Annotated in this window: 20 protein-coding genes and 1 pseudogene; 9 read left to right on the top strand and 12 right to left on the bottom strand. The window is 52.6% G+C overall.

The window, feature by feature from the left end; translation table 11 throughout:
• Positions 1-163 precede the first annotated feature (163 nt).
• A complete protein-coding gene (locus tag DWB84_RS18285) occupies positions 164-523 on the bottom strand; it encodes a diacylglycerol kinase (RefSeq protein WP_187411259.1) in 360 nt (119 codons plus the stop codon).
• A gap of 3 nt (positions 524-526) precedes the next feature.
• A complete protein-coding gene (locus DWB84_RS18280) occupies positions 527-1,069 on the bottom strand; it encodes a flavodoxin (protein ID WP_187411258.1) in 543 nt (180 codons plus the stop codon).
• Between the two features lie 310 nt (positions 1,070-1,379).
• On the opposite strand from DWB84_RS18280, the gene DWB84_RS18275 reads away from it, so the two are divergent.
• Positions 1,380-2,291, top strand: a complete 912-nt coding sequence (locus tag DWB84_RS18275) for a GGDEF domain-containing protein (RefSeq protein ID WP_187411257.1) — start codon at positions 1,380-1,382, stop codon at positions 2,289-2,291.
• Between the two features lie 32 nt (positions 2,292-2,323).
• Here the strand turns inward: DWB84_RS18275 and rluB are convergent, their stop codons facing one another.
• From rluB to DWB84_RS18250, 5 genes and pseudogenes are all read right to left on the bottom strand, one after another.
• Positions 2,324-3,199 (bottom strand): 23S rRNA pseudouridine(2605) synthase RluB, encoded by an 876-nt coding sequence (rluB, locus tag DWB84_RS18270; protein WP_222868267.1) that lies wholly within the window; start codon positions 3,197-3,199, stop codon positions 2,324-2,326.
• Position 3,200: 1 nt separating this feature from the next.
• Positions 3,201-4,013, bottom strand: coding sequence for an SMC-Scp complex subunit ScpB (scpB, locus tag DWB84_RS18265; RefSeq protein ID WP_187411256.1), 813 nt, complete (start codon positions 4,011-4,013; stop codon positions 3,201-3,203).
• A 317-nt stretch (positions 4,014-4,330) separates the two neighbouring features.
• A pseudogene (locus DWB84_RS18260) lies at positions 4,331-5,230 on the bottom strand (ScpA family protein); the annotation flags it as partial.
• A 130-nt stretch (positions 5,231-5,360) separates the two neighbouring features.
• Positions 5,361-5,987 (bottom strand): L-threonylcarbamoyladenylate synthase, encoded by a 627-nt coding sequence (locus tag DWB84_RS18255; RefSeq protein ID WP_187411255.1) that lies wholly within the window; start codon positions 5,985-5,987, stop codon positions 5,361-5,363.
• A 67-nt stretch (positions 5,988-6,054) separates the two neighbouring features.
• Positions 6,055-6,933 carry a PHP domain-containing protein gene (locus DWB84_RS18250; protein WP_255429078.1) on the bottom strand — a complete coding sequence of 293 codons (879 nt, stop codon included), beginning with the start codon at positions 6,931-6,933 and terminating at the stop codon, positions 6,055-6,057.
• Between the two features lie 60 nt (positions 6,934-6,993).
• On the opposite strand from DWB84_RS18250, the gene DWB84_RS18245 reads away from it, so the two are divergent.
• From DWB84_RS18245 to DWB84_RS18215, 7 genes are all read left to right on the top strand, one after another.
• Positions 6,994-7,773 carry a VC0807 family protein gene (locus tag DWB84_RS18245; protein ID WP_187411254.1) on the top strand — a complete coding sequence of 260 codons (780 nt, stop codon included), beginning with the start codon at positions 6,994-6,996 and terminating at the stop codon, positions 7,771-7,773.
• 63 nt (positions 7,774-7,836) lie between these two features.
• The gene (locus DWB84_RS18240) at positions 7,837-8,136 is read left to right on the top strand and encodes a YciI family protein (protein ID WP_187411253.1); all 300 of its coding nucleotides are present in this window, start codon (positions 7,837-7,839) and stop codon (positions 8,134-8,136) included.
• Positions 8,137-8,166: 30 nt separating this feature from the next.
• The gene (locus DWB84_RS18235; RefSeq protein ID WP_187411252.1) at positions 8,167-8,856 is read left to right on the top strand and encodes a TIGR04211 family SH3 domain-containing protein; all 690 of its coding nucleotides are present in this window, start codon (positions 8,167-8,169) and stop codon (positions 8,854-8,856) included.
• Between the two features lie 18 nt (positions 8,857-8,874).
• Entirely contained in the window at positions 8,875-9,573 is a 699-nt protein-coding gene (locus DWB84_RS18230; RefSeq protein ID WP_187411251.1) for a peptidylprolyl isomerase, read from the top strand.
• A 4-nt stretch (positions 9,574-9,577) separates the two neighbouring features.
• Positions 9,578-10,339 (top strand): pyridoxine 5'-phosphate synthase, encoded by a 762-nt coding sequence (locus DWB84_RS18225; RefSeq protein ID WP_187411250.1) that lies wholly within the window; start codon positions 9,578-9,580, stop codon positions 10,337-10,339.
• Positions 10,340-10,529: 190 nt separating this feature from the next.
• Complete coding sequence (locus DWB84_RS18220) at positions 10,530-10,946, top strand: CBS domain-containing protein (protein ID WP_187411249.1); 417 nt, start codon at positions 10,530-10,532, stop codon at positions 10,944-10,946.
• A gap of 97 nt (positions 10,947-11,043) precedes the next feature.
• Positions 11,044-11,817: an RNA methyltransferase gene (locus DWB84_RS18215; protein ID WP_187411248.1), complete on the top strand. Its 774-nt coding sequence runs from the start codon at positions 11,044-11,046 to the stop codon at positions 11,815-11,817.
• A gap of 11 nt (positions 11,818-11,828) precedes the next feature.
• On the opposite strand, the gene DWB84_RS18210 is transcribed toward DWB84_RS18215, so the two are convergent.
• The gene (locus DWB84_RS18210; RefSeq protein WP_187411247.1) at positions 11,829-13,046 is read right to left on the bottom strand and encodes an MFS transporter; all 1,218 of its coding nucleotides are present in this window, start codon (positions 13,044-13,046) and stop codon (positions 11,829-11,831) included.
• 141 nt (positions 13,047-13,187) lie between these two features.
• Here DWB84_RS18210 and DWB84_RS18205 point away from each other — a divergent pair, with 141 nt between their 5' ends.
• Positions 13,188-14,381 (top strand): sugar efflux transporter, encoded by a 1,194-nt coding sequence (locus DWB84_RS18205; protein ID WP_187411246.1) that lies wholly within the window; start codon positions 13,188-13,190, stop codon positions 14,379-14,381.
• 27 nt (positions 14,382-14,408) lie between these two features.
• On the opposite strand, the gene DWB84_RS18200 is transcribed toward DWB84_RS18205, so the two are convergent.
• The 4 genes from DWB84_RS18200 to DWB84_RS18185 form a co-directional block, all read right to left on the bottom strand.
• Positions 14,409-15,806: a hypothetical protein gene (locus DWB84_RS18200; RefSeq protein WP_187411245.1), complete on the bottom strand. Its 1,398-nt coding sequence runs from the start codon at positions 15,804-15,806 to the stop codon at positions 14,409-14,411.
• A 105-nt stretch (positions 15,807-15,911) separates the two neighbouring features.
• A complete protein-coding gene (locus tag DWB84_RS18195) occupies positions 15,912-16,082 on the bottom strand; it encodes a hypothetical protein (protein WP_187411244.1) in 171 nt (56 codons plus the stop codon).
• Positions 16,079-16,873 (bottom strand): DUF1566 domain-containing protein, encoded by a 795-nt coding sequence (locus tag DWB84_RS18190; protein WP_187411243.1) that lies wholly within the window; start codon positions 16,871-16,873, stop codon positions 16,079-16,081. The genes DWB84_RS18195 and DWB84_RS18190 overlap by 4 nt, the downstream gene beginning before the upstream one ends.
• A 51-nt stretch (positions 16,874-16,924) precedes the next feature.
• Entirely contained in the window at positions 16,925-18,796 is a 1,872-nt protein-coding gene (locus DWB84_RS18185; protein ID WP_187411242.1) for a ShlB/FhaC/HecB family hemolysin secretion/activation protein, read from the bottom strand.
• Between the last annotated feature and the right edge of the window lie 15 nt (positions 18,797-18,811).

Genomic DNA, 18,811 nt, shown 5'->3' with positions numbered 1-18,811 from the left:
TGGAACTGGCGAGCATAACACAACCACTTAGCCAGCCGACGGTAGCACTGGCGGACTCGAATTGCCTGAGCCTGCTTCTCTAAAGGATAGACAAACCGGGCTAGAGAATAGACAAACCGACGAAATCCCAACGAGGCCGTCCCAGCCTCCTTTCCTTAAAAATTCAAAGTATTCCCAAAAGAATGCTGCCCCACACAAACACAGCCAAAATCAGCGTCAGAAAAACTGCGGCGGAGCCTACATCCTTGGCAGCACCAGCGAGCGGATGAAAGTCCGAGCCTATACGATCCACCACTGCTTCGATTCCGCTATTGAGCAACTCCACAATCAACACCAGCAGCACTGCCATTACCAACAGAATGCGCTCAACCGATGTGACGTTCAGCCAAAAAGCCAGCGGAATCAACACTACAGACGCGAGAACTTCCTGGCGAAAAGCGGCCTCATTCTTAAATGCGTGCCTAAGGCCTTTCCAGGAATAATGACTTGCCTTCAGCAGGCGAATGAATCCGGTATTTTTCACGCGTCAGTCATCAATGGAATGCAAAGGTGTGGTCAGCTCGAAGGCTTGATGGATTTGCGCACACCACTGATCGAGGCGGGACTTGGTCAGTTCAGGCTGTTGATCTTCATCCAAAGCCAACCCGACAAACAGGTCCTGGTCGGGAATTTTCGCCTTGGAGGCTTCGAAGTCGTAACCTTCGGTCGGCCAGTGACCGACTATACGCGCACCATTTTTTACGACCACATCGTGCAACATGCCCATGGCATCGAGGAAAAAATCCCCGTAGCCAAATTGGTCGCCCAAACCAAACAGCGCGACTGTTTTTCCGGCAAAGGGGACTTGTTCAATATCGCCCCAGAACTCTTCCCAATCGGATTGGATCTGGCCGAAATCCCAAGTAGAAATACCCAGAATGATTTTGTCGTACTCAGCGAACTCCAGCTGGGTGACATCTGCGACGTCGAACACGTCTACAACATCGGAACCCAGGCGCTGCTGGATACGATATGCCACTGATTCGGTATTACCTTCATCACTGCCAAAAAAAAGACCGATCTGAGCCACTTAGTACTCCTGGGAACGGGGGTTAGAAATGCCGCGCATTTTCTCAACATTTGCCTTGCGGGCACAACATCTGTGTCTGTCGCCTCCCATGTGGAATCTGCTGATGACAGGATTTTGACGGCCATTTACTGTTTCGTTGCACCCCAATTTGCTTGCTTAGAAGGCGAAGCATTTTGCGCCAAAAAGCCGACAACAATGGCGGCCAAAAGAAGAAAAAGAATTTATAACCAATTGAATTTTAATATTATTTCCTGTTTGGCATAGCTTTGGCTTTTAGAGGGCATCTAAGTCCGATACGAGACCAAACGCTATGATACGCACCCTGGCCACTCCCGACGCCTCAACCAATATTGCTGCTTCAGGGGCAAATCTCGCTGAATTTCGTCTTTTGTTGGCGAACTCGCTGCAAAAATCCCTTGAGCTGCACGAGACACTCGCCACCTTTTTCCAAATGCTGCACAGATCCGTTCGCTGTTGCGGCATGGAGTACCGAATGCCAGCGCGGGATATTCGCTTGGCCATAGGCAGTCATCGCGCCCATAAAGTGAATTACAACCTGCACAACGGCAATTTCGCTGTCGGAGAATTGACCTTTTTCCGCAGCGCGCGCTTTAGTGAGAAAGAGCTTTCCACTCTCGAAGAGTTGTTAGGCCTACTGCTTCTGCCGTTGCGCAATGCTCTGCTTTACCGCGATGCATTGGAAAGTTCATTGCGCGATCCACTCACTGGTCTCGGCAATCGCGCCAATCTGGAGCTGACACTGCAACGCGAATTAAAGCTGAGCCAGCGCAATCGCCGACCTCTGTCGTTGCTGATTGCCGATATGGACAGCTTCAAGGCGATCAATGACACCTACGGCCATACTGTCGGCGACCAGGTGCTGCAAGGCGCGGCTCGAGTTATCAAACAAGCTCTGCGAGATACCGACCAAGTATTTCGCTATGGCGGTGAAGAATTTGTAGTAGTGCTGGCAAACACTGGTAACTCAGAAGCGGTGAATATTGCCGAGAGAATTCGCCAGCAACTCGCCAACATCCAGTTCCAAACTGATATTGGAGAAATACAGGCAACCATTAGCCTGGGCGTATGCACTAATGTGCCGGAAGATGACCGCGACTCCCTGTTCCGCCGCGGTGACCAGGCGCTGTATGAGGCAAAACGTACAGGGAGAAACCGAGTTATCAACCGGGAGGCGGCGGAAATAAGAGAACCCGCTGTCTGACTGCCCTGAGCAGTCAGACCGGCTGCAGGAGGTTACCGTTGCGGTTTGGTCTTGCGGCTTGGCGTAGGGTTTTTGCGGACTTGTCGTCCTGATGCCGCACGCAATTTTTTGATATGTCTTTCTTGCGCGCCGGCCTCTTCCGGGCGGAAACGGCGCTTCGGTGGTGGTTCCAATCCTGCTCGACGGAACAGTTCAGCCACATCGCGCTCACCCAGTTCCAACCATTGTCCCGGTTTTACGAAAGACGGAATCAGGATAGGTCCGTAGCGCACGCGTTTCAGGCGGCTGACGCGCAGCTCCTGAGACTCCCACAAACGCCGCACCTCACGATTCCGCCCTTCCATAATGACGCAGCTAAACCAGCTGTTGGATCCGCCGCCAGAGCCACCGCGTTTAACGGAAGTAAAGCGCGCTACGCCATCATCCAGCAACACACCTGCGCACAGGCGTTCGAGTACCTCGTCGTCCACTTCGCCCTGGACTCTCACCTGATATTCGCGGTCGATTTCGCTGGAGGGATGCATCAGCTTATTGGCCAGTTCACCGTCATTGGTGAACAGCAACAGGCCAGAGGTGTTGAAATCCAGCCGGCCGACGGAAACCCAGCGGCCGTTTCTCAAATGAGGCAAGGCGTCGAATACGGTAGGACGGCCTTCAGGGTCGTTGCGGCTGCAAATTTCGCCTTCGGGTTTGTTGTACAACAGTACGCGCACTTCTGCTCTGGCCGACTTGGGCACAACCAGAGTTTCGCCGCGCCAAACCACCTTATCACCTACTTTTACGCGTTCTCCCAAGTGGGCGGTGCGGCCATTGACCGTCACTTCGCCTGCTTCAATAGCACGCTCCGCTTCACGGCGAGAACACAGGCCAGCGGCGGCGATTACTTTCTGTAACTTTTCATCTGTCATATCAATTAACACTTTCGTCAGGGTCTACCTGATCAAAGAGGGATGAGGGTTTATCCACTGGCGACAGTGGTTGTTCGGCTTGCTCCTGCAAATCTTCTTCAGCTTCACCAGCGTCTTCCACATCCGCAGAAGCCGAAATATCCGCAGCAGGTTCATCCGAGGTTGTTTCGGTTGGGAACAGGGATTCCGTCACGGGCTCATCCGCATCCTGGGCAACGGCAATCTGTTCGCGCTCCTCGCTTACTTCATCGTCGAGCAAGGCCAAGTCTTCATTGAGACTGTCGATATCTTTCAATTCGCCCAGGGTCGGCAGTTCATCCAGGCTTTTCAAGCCGAAATAGTCAAGAAATTGACGCGTGGTGGCGTATAACGAAGGCCGGCCCGGAACATCCCTATGGCCGACGACTTTGATCCACTCCCGCTCGGCAAGGGTTTTGATGATATGGGAACTCACCGCCACACCGCGGATTTCTTCAATATCGCTGCGGGTAATCGGCTGGCGATAGGCAATGATCGCAAGCGTTTCCAACAGAGCACGGGAATAACGCTGAGGTTTCTCCTCCCACAAGCGATTTACCCAGGTCGCCAAATCCGGAGACACCTGATATCGCCAGCCACTTGCCACTTCCACCAGATCGTAGCCCCGCCCTTCGCAGGTACTCTGTAATGCCTTCAACGCATCCAGAACTTCCTGCTTTTCCGGCACATCCGGCTCTTCGAACAGGCTGAGAAGGCGATCGACGCTCAGCGCCTCACCAGCTGCCAGCAAAGCGCCTTCGACGATTCGTTGTAAGAGTTGTGGGTCGTAGCTCATGTCTGATCAGTATCTTGTTCTGCGTCGGGAGATGGGTCGCTTTTTTCAGGCTCGCCAGGTACCGAGCCGTCGAGATCTTCGATGAATGAAGCGCTGAAGTCTTCGGCTTGTTCTGCGGACGAATCAAGGTCGGTTCGCTCACCGAATTCATCAAAATCGGTCTGCTCATCGAAATCAGACAGGTCATCAAGATCATCGTCAGAATCTGACTCGTCTTCAAAATCAGATTGATCTTCAACTTCAGATGGCTCTGCGAAACCAGACTGCTCCTCCAACTCCGCGAAGTCTTGAGCCGGATCGCCGGGCGCCTCTTCCACCTTGATGCGGGCTTTAACGTGGATCGGGCCAAACTCTTCGGTTTGCACGATTTCCACCAGGGATTCTTTGATCAATTCGAGCACTGCGAGGAAGGTCACCACCACCCCCAAACGTCCCTCGGTGACCGTAAACAGGCTGACAAACGGCACAAACTGGCGGCCGCGCAGGCGATCCAGCACCTGCCCCATACGCTCGCGGGTGGACAGTCGTTCTTTTTCCACGTGGTGACTGACGAACATGTCCGCGCGCCGCAACACATCGGCTAGGGCGAGCAGCAGTTCGCGCAGATCTACGTCCGGATCAGGCCGGGTAAGGTTGCGATCCGGCGCCTGGGCTTTTGCCAAATAAAAATCGCGATTCTGCCGCGGCAGTGCATCCACATCTTCGGCGGCCTGCTTGAAGCGCTCGTACTCTTGCAAGCGGCGAATCAAAGCTGCACGCGGATCCTCTTCTTCCTCGTCCTCTTCACTACTGCTACGCGGCAACAACATGCGGGATTTGATTTCCGCCAGCATGGCGGCCATGACCAGATAGTCCGCTGCCAGCTCAAACTGCATAGCGCCCATCATTTCCACATAGGCGACGTATTGGACGGTAATCTCAGAAACGTCGATTTCCAGAATATCGATGTTCTGGCGACGGATCAGGTACAGCAACAGATCGAGCGGCCCCTCGAAGGCTTCGAGAATGACTTCCAGGGCATCTGGTGGGATGTAGAGGTCCTTGGGAATCTCGGTAAAGGCTTTGCCATAAACAATGGCAAAAGGCATTTCCGATTGGGTCGGAGCGTTTTCGCTTGCGGCGCTGGACTCATCACTGACGGTTTCGTCAGGCGCACCCGCGACCTGCACTTCCTCCTCTGGTATTTCGGCGGATGGGTTTTGCTGAACACCAGACAAATGCAGATCTCCTCAACATGCAAGCGGACGGAATGGTTTAACCCGGAGAGATGGGCGGCCAAAAAGACCGCGCATTATAGCGACTTCGGTTTTGCTGCGGCTAGAACAAAATCCTGGGCTGGATTCCGGGCTATTCCGTTTCCAGCTCCTCGATTTTGCCGCGGCCCTGGCGGACCACACGGGGAACCTCTTCGGTCAAATCCACCACGGTGGTGGGCTCAAGGCCGCAGAATCCGCCGTCTATCACCAGTTCAACCTGATGCTCCAGCAGCTGGCGAATATCGTAAGGATCGGTCAGCGGCAACTCTTCCCCTGGAAGAATCAGCGAGCAGGTCATCAAGGGTTCGCCCAAACGCTCCAGCAGTGCCAGGGCTATGCGGTTGTCCGGCACGCGCATGCCGATGGTCTTGCGCTTCGGATGCATCAGGCGGCGCGGCACTTCGGAGGTGGCGTCGAGGATAAAGGTGAAAGGACCGGGTGTATAAGCTTTAAGCAGGCGAAAATCGGCGTTGGTCACGCGTGCATAGGTCGCCAGTTCCGACAGATCGCGACACATCAGGGTGAAATTGTGGTGCTTATCCAAATGGCGAATCGCCCGGACACGGTCTAGCGCCATCTTGTCGCCGATTTGGCAACCCAGGGCATAGGCCGAATCAGTTGGATAAACAATGAGCCCGCCGCGGCGGAGTATATCGACAGTTTGGTCAATCAGTCGCTGCTGGGGGTTTTCGGGATGAATAGAAAAAAATTGCGCCACGACTTAATCCTGTTTTGTAGGTTTTGGCCGGTGATGCAAGGATTATCGCCGGCAATCAACGCAGTACTCAGTGCCAAAGCTGCCAGACCGGAGTACATCCGGAAGGCAAATCGGAAAAGCCGCCAAGTTCTTGCCACGGCTGATCCGGCACATGGAAATCACTGCCGCAGGAGGCGTGCAAACCAAACAGGTTTGCCATCCCTGCCATAGTTTCAGTTTCATTGGGTGGTTGCTGGCCGGAGATCACTTCGACCGCAAGTCCACCACAGGCTTTGAATTCCGCCAGCAGTTCTCTCAGCTTGGTACGGGTCAGTTCATATTTCGCCGGATGCGCCAATACTGGCACTCCCCCAGCTTGCACTATGATCGCGGTCACTTCGGCGATATCCGGCCAGCGATGTTTTACATCACCCAATTTTCCGGCTCCCAGGTACTGTTTAAAGGCACCGGCGATATTGTTGACATGGCCTTCCGCCACCAGGAATCGCGCAAAATGCGGACGCCCGAGTACCGCCTCGCCAGCCAGTTTCTGAGCACCTTCCAATGCGCCGCGAATGCCCGCCTTTTCCAGTCGGCGGCCAATTTCGATGGCGCGCATTTCCCGCGCTTCTTTCTGGGCGGCTATGGCGCTTTGCAGTTCGGCGCTTTCGGGGTCTATGTTTAGCCCCACCACGTGGATTCCCCTCCCCGCCCAGACGCAGGACAGTTCGATGCCATCAATGAGGACCAGATCTTCCAATGCCGCCTGCTGACGGGCACTCTGCAATCCTTGGACAGTATCGTGGTCAGTAAGCGCCAAATGGGTGACACCACGCTGTTTTGCCCGCGACACCAAGGCTTCCGGACTTAAAATACCGTCCGAGGCATTGCTATGGGTGTGCAAATCGTATATCAAGGCAACCTCTGCTGAGCGGGTGAGCCGGTCATTGTAGCCCTGACTAACCAGCGTCGGCAAAGCCGCGTTTCGCGGCTGATGGCGAATTTACTGTTCTTTATGGGATCTTCAATGGAATCCAAGCGCTCCCCAGATACGACATCCACTACAGAGGCAAATGCCGAATTGTTAGCCAATAAGAAACCAAAAGAAGAAAAGCCACAGCATAAAGAAAGCATGCTGGCGAATATTCTGCTGAATATTGTCATTCCCACACTGATTCTGACCAAAGGCAGTAAAGAGGCTTACCTCGGCCCTACCTGGGGATTGATCGTGGCACTGGCATTTCCTATAGGCTACGGGCTGTACGATTATTGGCGCAGTCGCAAAATCAATTTTTTCTCTGCGATTGGCTTGGTCAGCGTCATGCTGACGGGGGGTATCAGCTTATTCAAACTGCCGCCTGAATATATGGCGATTAAAGAGGCCACTATTCCAGGCTTGCTCGGTCTTGCAACACTCATATCCGTTTTTACCCCATTTCCGTTGGTGCGCACTTTCCTCTACAACGATAAGGTGATGCAGGTGGATAAAGTGCATCGTGCGCTGGAACAATTCGGCAACGTCGAGGCATTTGAAAAAACTCTGACCTACGCCACTTACATGTTGGCAGCGTCGTTTTTTCTCTCTTCCGCGCTCAACTACATACTGGCGAAGGTTGTTCTCGTCAGCCCTCCGGGCACCGAGGAATACAACGCGGAGCTGGGCACCATGACCGCTTTGAGCTTTCCGGTCATCACCATTCCGTCAATGTTGGTGTTTATTGGAGCGCTTTTTTATCTCTTTCGCAGTATTACGAAATTAACCCACTTACACTGGGAGGAAATTCTGATCCAGCCTGATCAGAATTAATCTTTAAATTTTTTTCATCCGTACAATTGCGTTCTCTGTCGCCTAAGGACAGGAGGATTTTTTATGTATTACGCCTTCATCTGCGAAGATGTGCCGGACAGTCTGCCGTTGCGACAACAGGCAAGACCTGCGCATCTTGCACGCCTCGAAGAACTGCACAAGGCCGGTCGCCTTCTGCTGGCCGGTCCGCACCCGGCGATCGACGCAGAAAATCCGGGAGATGCAGGCTTTTCCGGCAGTTTAGTCGTCGCCCGTTTTGATTCCTTGGAAGAAGCCCAAGCCTGGGCCGACGCCGACCCTTATGTCGCCGCTGGCGTGTATCGTCAGGTCACCGTAAAGCCATTCAAACTCGTCCTGCCGTAATATCGGCAAGCCAATCACAGAGATATTTTCATGACGCGCTTTTTATTGATTTTTAGCTGCTTCTGGATTTTTTCCGTCACAGCCGTTTTTTCTGCCAATGCCGCGGCGCAGACGGTTTATGTGTCCGACATCGTTTACGTACCAGTGCGCAGCGGGCCGGGTAACCAGTATCGAATCGTGCATCAGGGCATTCGCACCGGCACGCAAATGACGCTGCTGGAAGTGTCCGAAGATAAAGAGTGGACCAAAATCCGCACCGAAGGCGGGCTCGAAGGTTGGATGGGATCGCAGCACATTTTGCGCGAGCAACCTGCGCGCATGAAACTCGCAGCGACTGAAGCCAAACTGACCGCGTCCACCACCAGAATTCAGGAACTGGAAAACGAGCTGAAACAGCTGCGCGCGGAGCACAGCAATCTAGTGCGAGCGTCCAATTCACTCACTTCCGAAAAAGACCAATACGCAGAAGAGCTGCGTAAAATTCGCGCCCTGTCCGCCGATGCGGTCAACCTCAATCAGCGCTACCAGGATTTGCTGGAAAAGCACGAGCTGATCCAAACCGAATTTGACGCCGTCCGAGCCGAGAACGATCAGTTGAAAGCCAATCAGACAATCAACCAGTGGATGTTCGGTGCCGGGCTGGTGATTCTGGGCATGATATTGATGCTGATTTTGCCCGCCTTTGCGCGCCAAAAACGTCACTCAGATTGGGTTAATTAAGACTTGACGGAGAACATCATGAAAAATAACCGCCGATCATTTCTCGCCTGTTTTTTCAGTCTGGCCTGTTTGGCTGGCGTAAATTCCGTGTTCGCGGAAACACCCGCTGACAATAAAAAAACCGAGGAAGTGCAGGTTGCACCCCAAGTGATTTTGCAAACCAATATGGGTGATTTGCGCATTGAATTATTTCCGGATAAAGCGCCTATCACCGTGCAAAACTTTTTGCATTACGTCGACAGCGGCTTTTACAACGGTGTGATTTTTCACCGCATAGTGCCAGGGTTTGTCGTGCAGGGCGGCGGTTTTGACCAGGAATATCAACGCAAAGACACTCAGGCTCCCATCGCCAACGAATCCGATAATCGCTTGAAAAATCTGCGCGGTACTTTATCCATGGCGCGCACCTTTGATCCCAACAGTGCGACTTCGCAATTTTTTATTAATTTGAAAGACAACCTGCAGCTCGACTATCGCCCTGGTCAACCCGGTTACGCCGTGTTCGGCAAATTGCTTGACGGGCTTGCGGTTATAGATGCCATGGCCGAACAACCGCGGGGAGCGCACAGCGGTGTTTTTGCCGAAGCACCCAATAAACCCATAGTGATCGAGCGCGCTTATCGCTACCACCCGGAGACTTCTAAAGAAGAAGCTCCAAAAAGTGGAGCCAAAGAGGCTCCCACGAAGTCAAAAGCTGTAGATACACCTAAGAACTGAACCCATGTCCATAGCCTTATCGGTCAATCTCAATAAGATCGCCCTCATCCGGAATTCCCGCGCGGGCAATTATCCCGATGTCACCGCCCACGGTCGGGTTTGTCTAGATGCAGGAGCGCAAGGATTGACGGTGCATCCGCGCCCCGACCAACGCCATATACGGCCGCAGGATGTGCGGGAAATTGCTCAACTGGTAAAGGAATACGCGGGGACGGAATTCAATATCGAGGGCAATCCATTTGCCGAACCGCTCGGCACTTATCCCGGATTGTTGGCTCTGGTCGAGGAAACTCGACCACACCAATGCACCCTGGTACCGGATACCCAGCAGCAGCTGACCTCCGACCACGGTTTTGATCTGAAAGCCGACGGCGAGCGTTTGGTGCCCATCCTTGAACAATTGCAGAGCTGGGGCGTTAGGGTGAGTTTGTTTATGGATCCGGATTTGGAGCAGATTCGCCTAGCCCAGCAGCTCGGTGCTGACCGCATCGAACTTTATACTGGCCCGTTCGCGGAAGCCTATGCCCAACAAGATCCAGAACTTGGAAACCTGTATCAGCGCTACGTCGATGCAGCGGAGCTTGCAAGGTCGCTAGGCCTCGGTATCAACGCCGGCCATGATCTGAATCTTGAGAATATGACCCTGTTCCGTAATCTGCCGGGTCTGCAGGAAGTATCCATTGGCCACGCACTCACGGTGGACGCCCTGCGCATGGGCCTGGAACAAACGGTTAAAGCCTATCTCGACCTTTGCAAAACAGGTTAAACAATTCCGCCGGTCGCCCGGCGGCTCATCCCTCCAACAAATAACACTGCAGACTATAGCCATCTCCGCGTTACTCCAATCTTGACTAACCATAGCGAACATCTCGCGGCGTAAAACGCTAAGCTTATTCCAGCAGTCAAAATCAATAGGTTCATTGCCGTTTAGCGGCGCAACCCTATGGGAGGACGCTATGCAATCCATTCTGGTTAGAGATTTTATGGACCCAAATCCACGGGCCATACATCAAGACACCCCGATCCGCAAAGCCGTTGAGGCTATGCTCGCAGCCAAAATCATTAGTGCTCCTGTCGTTGATGATGGCAAGTACGTGGTGGGTTTTGTCAGCGAACAAGACTGCATCAAAGGCATGTTGAATGACTCTTTCTATTGCGAGGAATCACCGCCCGTTACCTCTGTGATGAATAAACAAGTGCTGACCGTACCGCCGGACATGTCCATCATCGAAGTTGCGGAAAAAATGGCGAACGCCGCACCGAAAAATTATCCCGTGGTGCAAAACGGCCGCTTGGTGGGTGTTATTACGCGCTCGCGCGTGTTGGCAGCCTTACTGGAAACCAGCGAAGACTGCTATTTATTCCATCAGTGATTAGCCCCTTTCCACCGTCGTTTTTCAGGGCAGCTGTCGTCAATCAGGGACTCCTGAGGTATGCTGGCGCCCCTTTTCCGTCAGCCCATTCCCATTTATGAGTCAAGACAGCACGACCTATCTGGCCAAGAAACGCTTTTTTGGCCGTATGCTTACCATCTTTGGCCGTAAACCTGTGCTCGAAGCCCTGCAGGACCGCAAGCTCAAGCCATTCCGTTTACATCTGGCGGAAAGCAATCGGGAAGGTGGCATTATGGACGAGATTCTGTCCGCCGCTAAACAGCGCGGTGTGGAAGTGCTGTACCACGACAAACAGGCGCTGTCGCGCATCTCCAAAAATGCCAAGCAGGACCAGGGCGTGGCTCTGGATATCGAGTGCGAAGGCTTCACTGATGTCGAGGATTTGCTGAACGATCTCCCCGCCGAACTTGAGTTGATGGCGCTGGATAGCGTTACCAATCCGCAGAACCTGGGCATGATTATCCGTTCCGTCTGCGCCTCCCCCATGACCGGGATTTTATTACCGGAAAAAGGTTGTGCCCGTTTGGACGCACTCGTCATCAAGGCCAGCGCGGGCACTTTGTTCAGAGCAAAAATTTTCCGCTGTCGCGATCTGGCGGAGACGCTGAAGAAATTTGCCGCGCAGAAATGTGCGATCTACGGGTTGGATGCCAACGCCAAAGAATCCATTGCCACCCTGGCAACCAACTCGCGCAGTATTTTTGTGATGGGTAATGAAACGGCGGGACTGTCACCGGCAGTGCGCGCGGCGTGCACACATCAGGTGAGCATTCCCATGTGCAATGGCGTGGAATCCCTCAATGTCAGTGTCGCGGCAAGTCTGCTGGCGTTTCGCCGCCTGTTTCGTTGATTTCAGACTTCCTACTGATGATCCACTGCCGGTTGTACCGACCACAGGGCGCGCGATAACAAAGACAAGGCAAACAGCCCAAAGCTGCAACCAGCGATCAGGTGAAAGGTAAAGCGCACGCCTTGCTCTTGTACCAGGAATCCCGCGAGCAGCGCGCCCACAGGGGCCATGCCAAACAGTGCCAACTGATAGACCGACATAGCGCGACCGCGGAACTCGTCCGCTACAGTGGACTGCAGCACCAAGCGGCTTAAATTAGCCGACGCCCCCGCCACACATCCCCAGAGAAAAATCAGGCCAAACAATCCATATAACGTGGGTCCGGCTGCCAATGCCAAACCAATCATGCCAGTGTAGAGCAGACAGAACAGCACCGATTGGCCCGGATAGCGCACCGGCGGGCGGCGCCAGAGCATCCAAAAAGCCGAGACGCTGCCGAGGGTGAAACATAACTGCAATAGGCCGTATTCCAACGATGAGAACCGCATATAGTCGCGCGCCAGCACGGGAAGCAATACCAAAAACATGCCCAAATGCATGCAGCCGTTAAACGCTACCAGCAAAATAAGATGACGTACTTCCGTCAGCCGCCAGACGAGTTTGAAGGCCGCTCCCACCGCTGGTGCAATCGGTTCAGCCGTGCGAGTGCCGGGATCAGTGCGGCGGGCCAGGAAGCTGTAACTGATCAGTGCAATCAGGCAAAGTCCGGCCTGTATACCAACCAGCAACTCCGCGCCCAATACATCCATTAAACTGGCTGCCAGAATACCGATAGCCTGCGCAAGATATTGGCAAATGCCGGCGAGAGAGATGTTTTTCTGCAGACGCCGGTCGTCCAACTGCGCCACTAATTTTTCCCGCGCAGCCTGCACAAAGCTGTTGCCACAGCCCAGGCAAAAGGCATAGATCAATAGCGCCGCAACGTTGAAGTGTCCGTTCAACAACACCAGTAAAACGACGCTGTGCACCAGAAACAGACCTATATTGGTGAGTTGCAGAATGCGCGCCGGATGGTGCCGGTCGGTCAGTGCTCCGGCGAGCAGGATCAGAATCAAGTTGGGAACCAGTACGGCGGCCTGAACCCAGGCGATCCCTGTAGCCGGCAGGCGCAGAACGCTTGCGGCCAGCCATGCCACCAGAACCATTTGCATACCGATGTTAAGGGAATTGGCTGAGTGTCCTGTCAAAAACAGGCGGACGCGAGCGGGCAAGGCATTTTCTTGAGGCATGTTGCAAACGGCCATGATTCAAAAGTGCGCCAGTGTAACGAATGCCGCCGTCGTGCTGAACCGGGTAATTCAATTTAGCGACAGCGGTCGCGCCTGACTTCCGGTAGAATCGCCGTCCTTTCGCAGCTTATCCTCTTTGGTATGGCCTCATCTCCTCCCGGCATGTCCAGTCGCAACGCCTTGTTCGGTCCACAAGCTCTGGCTATCTATTCGCTGACCGCGCTGCTCGGCGGCATGTATGCGCTGGTGGCGCCGACTTTGACGTTATATCTGGCGGAACAATTCGGCATGCGCCCGCTGGCGGTGGGCGGATTTTTTGTCGGCACAGCGCTGGCGAACATTGTGTACAGCCAGGCGATTGCCCGCTGGTCGGACCGCCTGCAGCAGCGCCATGGTTTGATCCTGACCGGCATGAGTTTAGGGGCACTGGCCTGCGCCGCTTTCGCCCTGGCCCCCAATTACTGGACCGTATTACTCGCCGGACTGACCCTGTTCAGTATGTCCAATGCGGTGCTGCCGCAGATTTTCGCCCTCAGTCGGGAGTACGCCGATCACTGTTTACCACCCCACCAGACAACCCTTTTTAATTCCGCCGTGCGCGCCTGCATTGCCATGGCCTGGGTTGCTGCGCCGCCGGCAGGATTTTTTTTGCAGAGCTGTATCGGTTTTGAGCGGCAATATCTGACAGTGGGAGCCGCTTACGCCGTGATTGGCGTATTGGCTTTTATTGCCTTGCCACGCATTCCCAAAAAGGCACGCGCTGCGCCTGCGGGAGCTGCTTCCCCCGGCAAGGAAATTATTTTAGCGATGGCGGCATTTGCGCTGTTATTCGGAGCCAATCAAGCCTATGTGCTCGCCCTACCGCTGTTGGTAACCCGCGAACTGGACGGTGCCGCACAAACGGCGGGCTGGCTGATGGGAACCGCCGCAGGTTTGGAAATTCCTATTATGTTGCTGGCGGGTTGGCTGGCAGCGCGTTTGCGTTTATTGCTGATTATTCGTTTTGGTTGCGCGGCGGCGGTGGTGCTGTATTTGTGCGTGTGGCAGGCGAACGCTGTGTGGCAGATGTTCGCGTTACAAATTCTCAACGCTATTTTTGTCGGCTGTTTGGGCGGACTTGGGATTACCTTCTTTCAGAATATGCTGCCTGGCCGAACTGGTGTCGCATCCACTTTATTCACCAATACCAATCAGCTTGGCAATATTTTCGGCGCCTTGATGATCGCCCTGGTGGCAGATTTATTCGGCTACCGCAATCTCTACGCCGCCAATATGCTCGCCGCGCTCTTAGCGTTTAGTTTGTTGTTTTGGTTGGATCGAAATTCCAAGACATAAGCTAGCGCAAATGCCTCGTGTCGTTTGTTATTTGTCTAAAACATATTCGTCAAAAAAGCCGTATACAAATTCCTTTGCATCGTGTCCTTGCGGAAGATTGGGCGCCAATATTTCCGCGAGATCGTTAATGCTGTGCGTGCCATCAATTAAACGCGCGATGGCTTGCAGTTCCGCAGGAATCAAATCGGGTTTTGTCAGCTTGGGAATCGGCAGATGCGGCAGTATCAGCCAAGCTGGAGGATCTGTTCGACTCACAGTTGTGGGGCACTCTCCCGCATTTTTCAAATGCGCTCGATCATCCGCTGAGCGCGCCACAAACGACCATACTTCTTCTATACGGCCGCGCTGACTTAAAGGTGAATAGGTATAAGGGCCGACGGAAAAATCTTCGCTTTGAATTTGAAAATGTCCAACGCGCAATAATTCGCGCAATTCGTGAAAGGTGTATTTCTGACTTTCCGGCAAACCATCGGAATATAACAACGGCCCATGATTAAGCCAGCATCCGCTCGGCGACAACATGCGCTCCACCACGGCGAGCAGGTTTTTCGCATCGCGCCCGGTGATATCGAAAAACCAGGGCGTCACCACCAGATCAAAAGATCCCGGTTTAAATGGCGCAGCCCAGGCGTCTCCGGCAATGGCAACCCAACTCTCCCGCAATGTCTCATCTGCATCAGGACATTGCAAAACCCATTCGTGAACTTTGGGCAGAGAATATTGTGGAAATTTGCGTGTATCCAATAGAGAAAACGTCCGCTGCATTTTGATTAAAAAATGCGAGAGAAAAATCAGCAGCGGATGCTGATCCAAGGCCACAGTTATTTCCGGCTTCAACGAGCAATGGAGATCCCAACTCAAGCGCCCTGCTCCAGAGCCGATCACCAGCATGCGGTGCGTTTGGGTAATTCCCGCGTTTTGCAGCAGATCTTGCACCACATCGAATGATTGGCGGTTTTCATCTTCGTAGATGCGATATTGTCCATTCTGATTTGTTAGTGGATGCCAAGCCCAGTCGCGCAGCATCAGCTCGTAATACTGCACAAAACTCTCCGGTGTAAATGCCGCGAATTGCACATGTTTTTGTGGGCGAAGTCCGGCTTCGCGCAATAAACCTGCGATGCGCTCCGCCGTACCCATGCGCAAGGCCAGCATTTCCTCCAAGCGCTCTCGCGTTTCTGCGAGCAATTCCGGTCGAGATATTTCCGCTCGATGTTGTTCACGCGTTAATTCGGTTTGCTCAAGAAACTTGGCAAACAGATCTTCCCAAAAATTTCGCTGTGTCTTTCCCGCAGGAAAAACACACGGAACACCCTGCAGGTCAAAAAATTCCGCGAAACACGAAAAACAAAGACGTTTAGATAAATCCAAACCACCTGAGTGGCAGCGGGGGCAGATGAGAATTTCAGAGAGCGCAGCGGACATTAAAGCGATCCAAAAGCAGGAAAAGCCAAAATCCTAACAAATAGCGGAGTTAAAGAAGAGAAAAATAAAGGCCCATCAATGAACCGATGGGCCAAGCAGCACGAGTTACAGACTGATAGGGCTTGAAGACCAGTTGCGCGCATTGGGATGCTCATTTGCCCCTAGAGCATTTGCCACTGCCTGATACAGGTCTTTAACGTTTTTACCGTTGGCGTTAGTGACTTTGTTCAACCCAATCGCACCGCCGCCACCGGCGACAAACAGAGGAACGTTCACGTTGTTGTGCGCGCGCGGAAATAGGCGAGATCAACTGCAGGTTGGTTACGACCGAAATTAACGATGCTGATCAGGTCTCGTACCGAAGGGATTCGCCAATCGCTATAGGAGCACAATGCGGTTTGATTCGCGCGCTCAGCAAAGGCTTGGGTATTGCAGAAACTCGCAGGATTGCCGTTTTCGTACCCGTAACAATCCGCGCCATCACGATTCCAGTTGCCGATATGACCGCCGTTGGTTGCCGTGTCCGTGTTGTACCACATAAATACATCATCAGCATCGTGGGGACCGCCATTACCCTTGATGTCATCTGCAGCACTTTTTACTTCCCACATCAGCCCGGTGACCTTATCGAGCACGCAATGCCATTCAGCGGCATCCGCCGGCAATTCACTGCCATCGGCCGCGATTTTTACAAATGAAAATCCCGCATGACCGTCTGCATCATCAGCGAACTCAAAATCGCGACCACTTTGGCAATCCTGCCCGCGAAAACGCAATTCAGCGAATTGCTCTCCCATAAGCCACTCGTCAGTATCATCGATAACGCCATCGATACAGTTTTCATTGATTGATCGCGGGTGATTGCCGGAAAAAACGATTCCCGTATCGTTTTGACGAGCTTGCGCCTGGCGATATACAGGATCAACCGAAGGAGTTGTTTTTCCGACATTATCTGGCACCGGAGGCTGCTGTTCGCCAGAACACCCAGACAATAACAATAAAGGGAAGAAGAGCGGAAAAGATGTCGATATCCATTTTAGCCCTTGCAGCAATTGACTCGACATCATTTCCCGCTCCTTTAATTAGACGTTGACGGAATGATAAACATTAAAGGCGGATTAAAATGTATATTGCATATCAAAATACCATTTGGCCTTATCTTCATCACCCCGATTAGCAGTGCTTGGCAATTCGGTTTTTAACGGATAGCCAACAGAAAGATTTCCGCGAAAATTGCGCCAGAACATTTTAAAACCCAAGCCAGCGCTCACAAGTCCTGCATGACTGAGCTCCTCAGAACCGTCATAAGGGTCGGTAAGATACGAAACCCCATAAGATGCATCAAACATTAAATACGGCTGCATAAAATTGCGCATATTCCATAGCGACGGAGCCTCGAAAACCAAATCAGCTCCAAGGTGGACGCCATCGTCAGCAAAGAAAGTATTAGTGCGATAACCTCTCGATCGAGTAGGCCCTGCAAGTGAAAATTGGTTAACCGAAGCGGTCTGCCGCCCCGCGTAATGGGCGTTAGCGCGCATAACCAACCGAGCTTCTGGCTGGAGCAGAGGAATTTTGATAAATCTCAATGTGGTGTAATCCAAATCCAGCAACAAGCCATCATCTAAATGGTCATTAAATAATGATTCAGTCAGTGTGGTATGAATCAAGCGAATACCACCTATATGCACCGTGCGCTTTGCGCCATGCAAAATATCGAAACGGTATTCCAATTCCACGTTATCTATTTCGTCTTCATCAAATGTGGTGGTAATAGAACCGCTGCGATACTCCTGTGTAGTGTGAATGCGCGAAGCAGTAATGCCCACAGATGTGGTTTTTACCCGGCTGCGGTTGATCTGAAAATCGATTCCCAAGTCATAGGTCGTGGATTTACCACCTATATCCAAGGAGTTGCCAAGACCGGATACAAACGCATTCTGCGAAACCCCAAAATCAAACTTCCAGCGATAATGACCGAGCGGACCAGAATAGCGCGCCATCCCATAAGTGGCTGTTTCCGGATCAAACGCTCCCAAAACAGCCAAATGCAATCGATCACCGTAATTGAGAGGGTTGTTGAGAAGGAGATCAGAATAAATTCGGTATTCGCCCGTTACGTCGGAACCGTGGTTATCTGTCCGGACATTAACCGTATAAGGCTCTTCTTTGACCGTCGAAATATTAAGCCGAGTGTCGCCCACTTGATCTCCTGGAGAGAAAAACCCTTGCACATTCAGACCGGGCAGATCATTTACGTAAAATAGCTTTTCTTCAATCAGGGCACTGTTGACAGGCTTGCCGATAGAACTGCGAAAAATACTCTCTATGGTTTTTTGCGAATATCGTTTGTTTCCGGTGAGGCTGACGTCGCCGAGGTTACCGAGCAACAAAGTGATGGTCACTATGCCGTCACGCACTTTCTGCTCCGGAATAAATGCCTTGGCAAGTACAAAACCGCGCTGGCGATAATAGTCGGTAATTTGATCCGCCACAGTTTCCAGCATGCCAAGAGTTACGCCGCGACTGCGACGCTGCTCCCGAATGAGAAAGACCAGACGCTGCACATCGACTGGCTCCACGTGCTGGCCACGGGTCTCTTTTTCGATTTCTCCGATAAGGTCTTGCAGTTGGCTCAACTCCTCCAAGGTATACCCCGAATACAACAACTCTCCTTCTTTCATCATGTCGTAACGGATGTTTTCGATCAGCTCAATGACCGATCTATAGGTAATGCCAAGTTCAGGAAACTCCACTACCCCTTGCACGCGAAACGCTGTAACGTTCAGACGCGGACCTGCCTCGGGATTCGGGTTCCGGTCACGAACTGGAGGTATATCCAGATCCTTTAGCAGGATGTCGTTTTCTGGTTCTGGGACTTCTTCGATGGTGGGCATCTCAAGAAAGCCGGCGTACCCCAATGAACAACAACAAATAAGCGTTAAAGCCAAGGCGGATTTTGGAAAAATTTTGTTAATTCGAAAATTCATATAGCTCAACATCAA

The organism is Saccharophagus sp. K07, from assembly GCF_014336955.1.
Taxonomy (GTDB): Bacteria; Pseudomonadota; Gammaproteobacteria; order Pseudomonadales; family Cellvibrionaceae; genus UBA5868.
This window is presented reverse-complemented; position numbering and strand designations above follow the sequence as displayed.

What these genes read in the sequence shown, in the direction of transcription:
- DWB84_RS18275 (WP_187411257.1), top strand. Translation starts at nt 1,380, where the DNA reads ATGATACGCACCCTGGCCACTCCCGACGCCTCAACCAATATTGCTGCT.
- DWB84_RS18200 (WP_187411245.1), bottom strand. Translation starts at nt 15,806, where the DNA reads ATGTCCGCTGCGCTCTCTGAAATTCTCATCTGCCCCCGCTGCCACTCA.
- DWB84_RS18190 (WP_187411243.1), bottom strand. Translation starts at nt 16,873, where the DNA reads ATGATGTCGAGTCAATTGCTGCAAGGGCTAAAATGGATATCGACATCT.
- DWB84_RS18210 (WP_187411247.1), bottom strand. Translation starts at nt 13,046, where the DNA reads ATGCCTCAAGAAAATGCCTTGCCCGCTCGCGTCCGCCTGTTTTTGACA.
- DWB84_RS18220 (WP_187411249.1), top strand. Translation starts at nt 10,530, where the DNA reads ATGCAATCCATTCTGGTTAGAGATTTTATGGACCCAAATCCACGGGCC.
- DWB84_RS18215 (WP_187411248.1), top strand. Translation starts at nt 11,044, where the DNA reads ATGAGTCAAGACAGCACGACCTATCTGGCCAAGAAACGCTTTTTTGGC.
- scpB (WP_187411256.1), bottom strand. Translation starts at nt 4,013, where the DNA reads ATGAGCTACGACCCACAACTCTTACAACGAATCGTCGAAGGCGCTTTG.
- DWB84_RS18225 (WP_187411250.1), top strand. Translation starts at nt 9,578, where the DNA reads ATGTCCATAGCCTTATCGGTCAATCTCAATAAGATCGCCCTCATCCGG.
- DWB84_RS18235 (WP_187411252.1), top strand. Translation starts at nt 8,167, where the DNA reads ATGACGCGCTTTTTATTGATTTTTAGCTGCTTCTGGATTTTTTCCGTC.
- DWB84_RS18245 (WP_187411254.1), top strand. Translation starts at nt 6,994, where the DNA reads ATGGAATCCAAGCGCTCCCCAGATACGACATCCACTACAGAGGCAAAT.
- DWB84_RS18185 (WP_187411242.1), bottom strand. Translation starts at nt 18,796, where the DNA reads ATGAATTTTCGAATTAACAAAATTTTTCCAAAATCCGCCTTGGCTTTA.
- DWB84_RS18230 (WP_187411251.1), top strand. Translation starts at nt 8,875, where the DNA reads ATGAAAAATAACCGCCGATCATTTCTCGCCTGTTTTTTCAGTCTGGCC.
- DWB84_RS18205 (WP_187411246.1), top strand. Translation starts at nt 13,188, where the DNA reads ATGGCCTCATCTCCTCCCGGCATGTCCAGTCGCAACGCCTTGTTCGGT.
- rluB (WP_222868267.1), bottom strand. Translation starts at nt 3,199, where the DNA reads ATGACAGATGAAAAGTTACAGAAAGTAATCGCCGCCGCTGGCCTGTGT.
- DWB84_RS18240 (WP_187411253.1), top strand. Translation starts at nt 7,837, where the DNA reads ATGTATTACGCCTTCATCTGCGAAGATGTGCCGGACAGTCTGCCGTTG.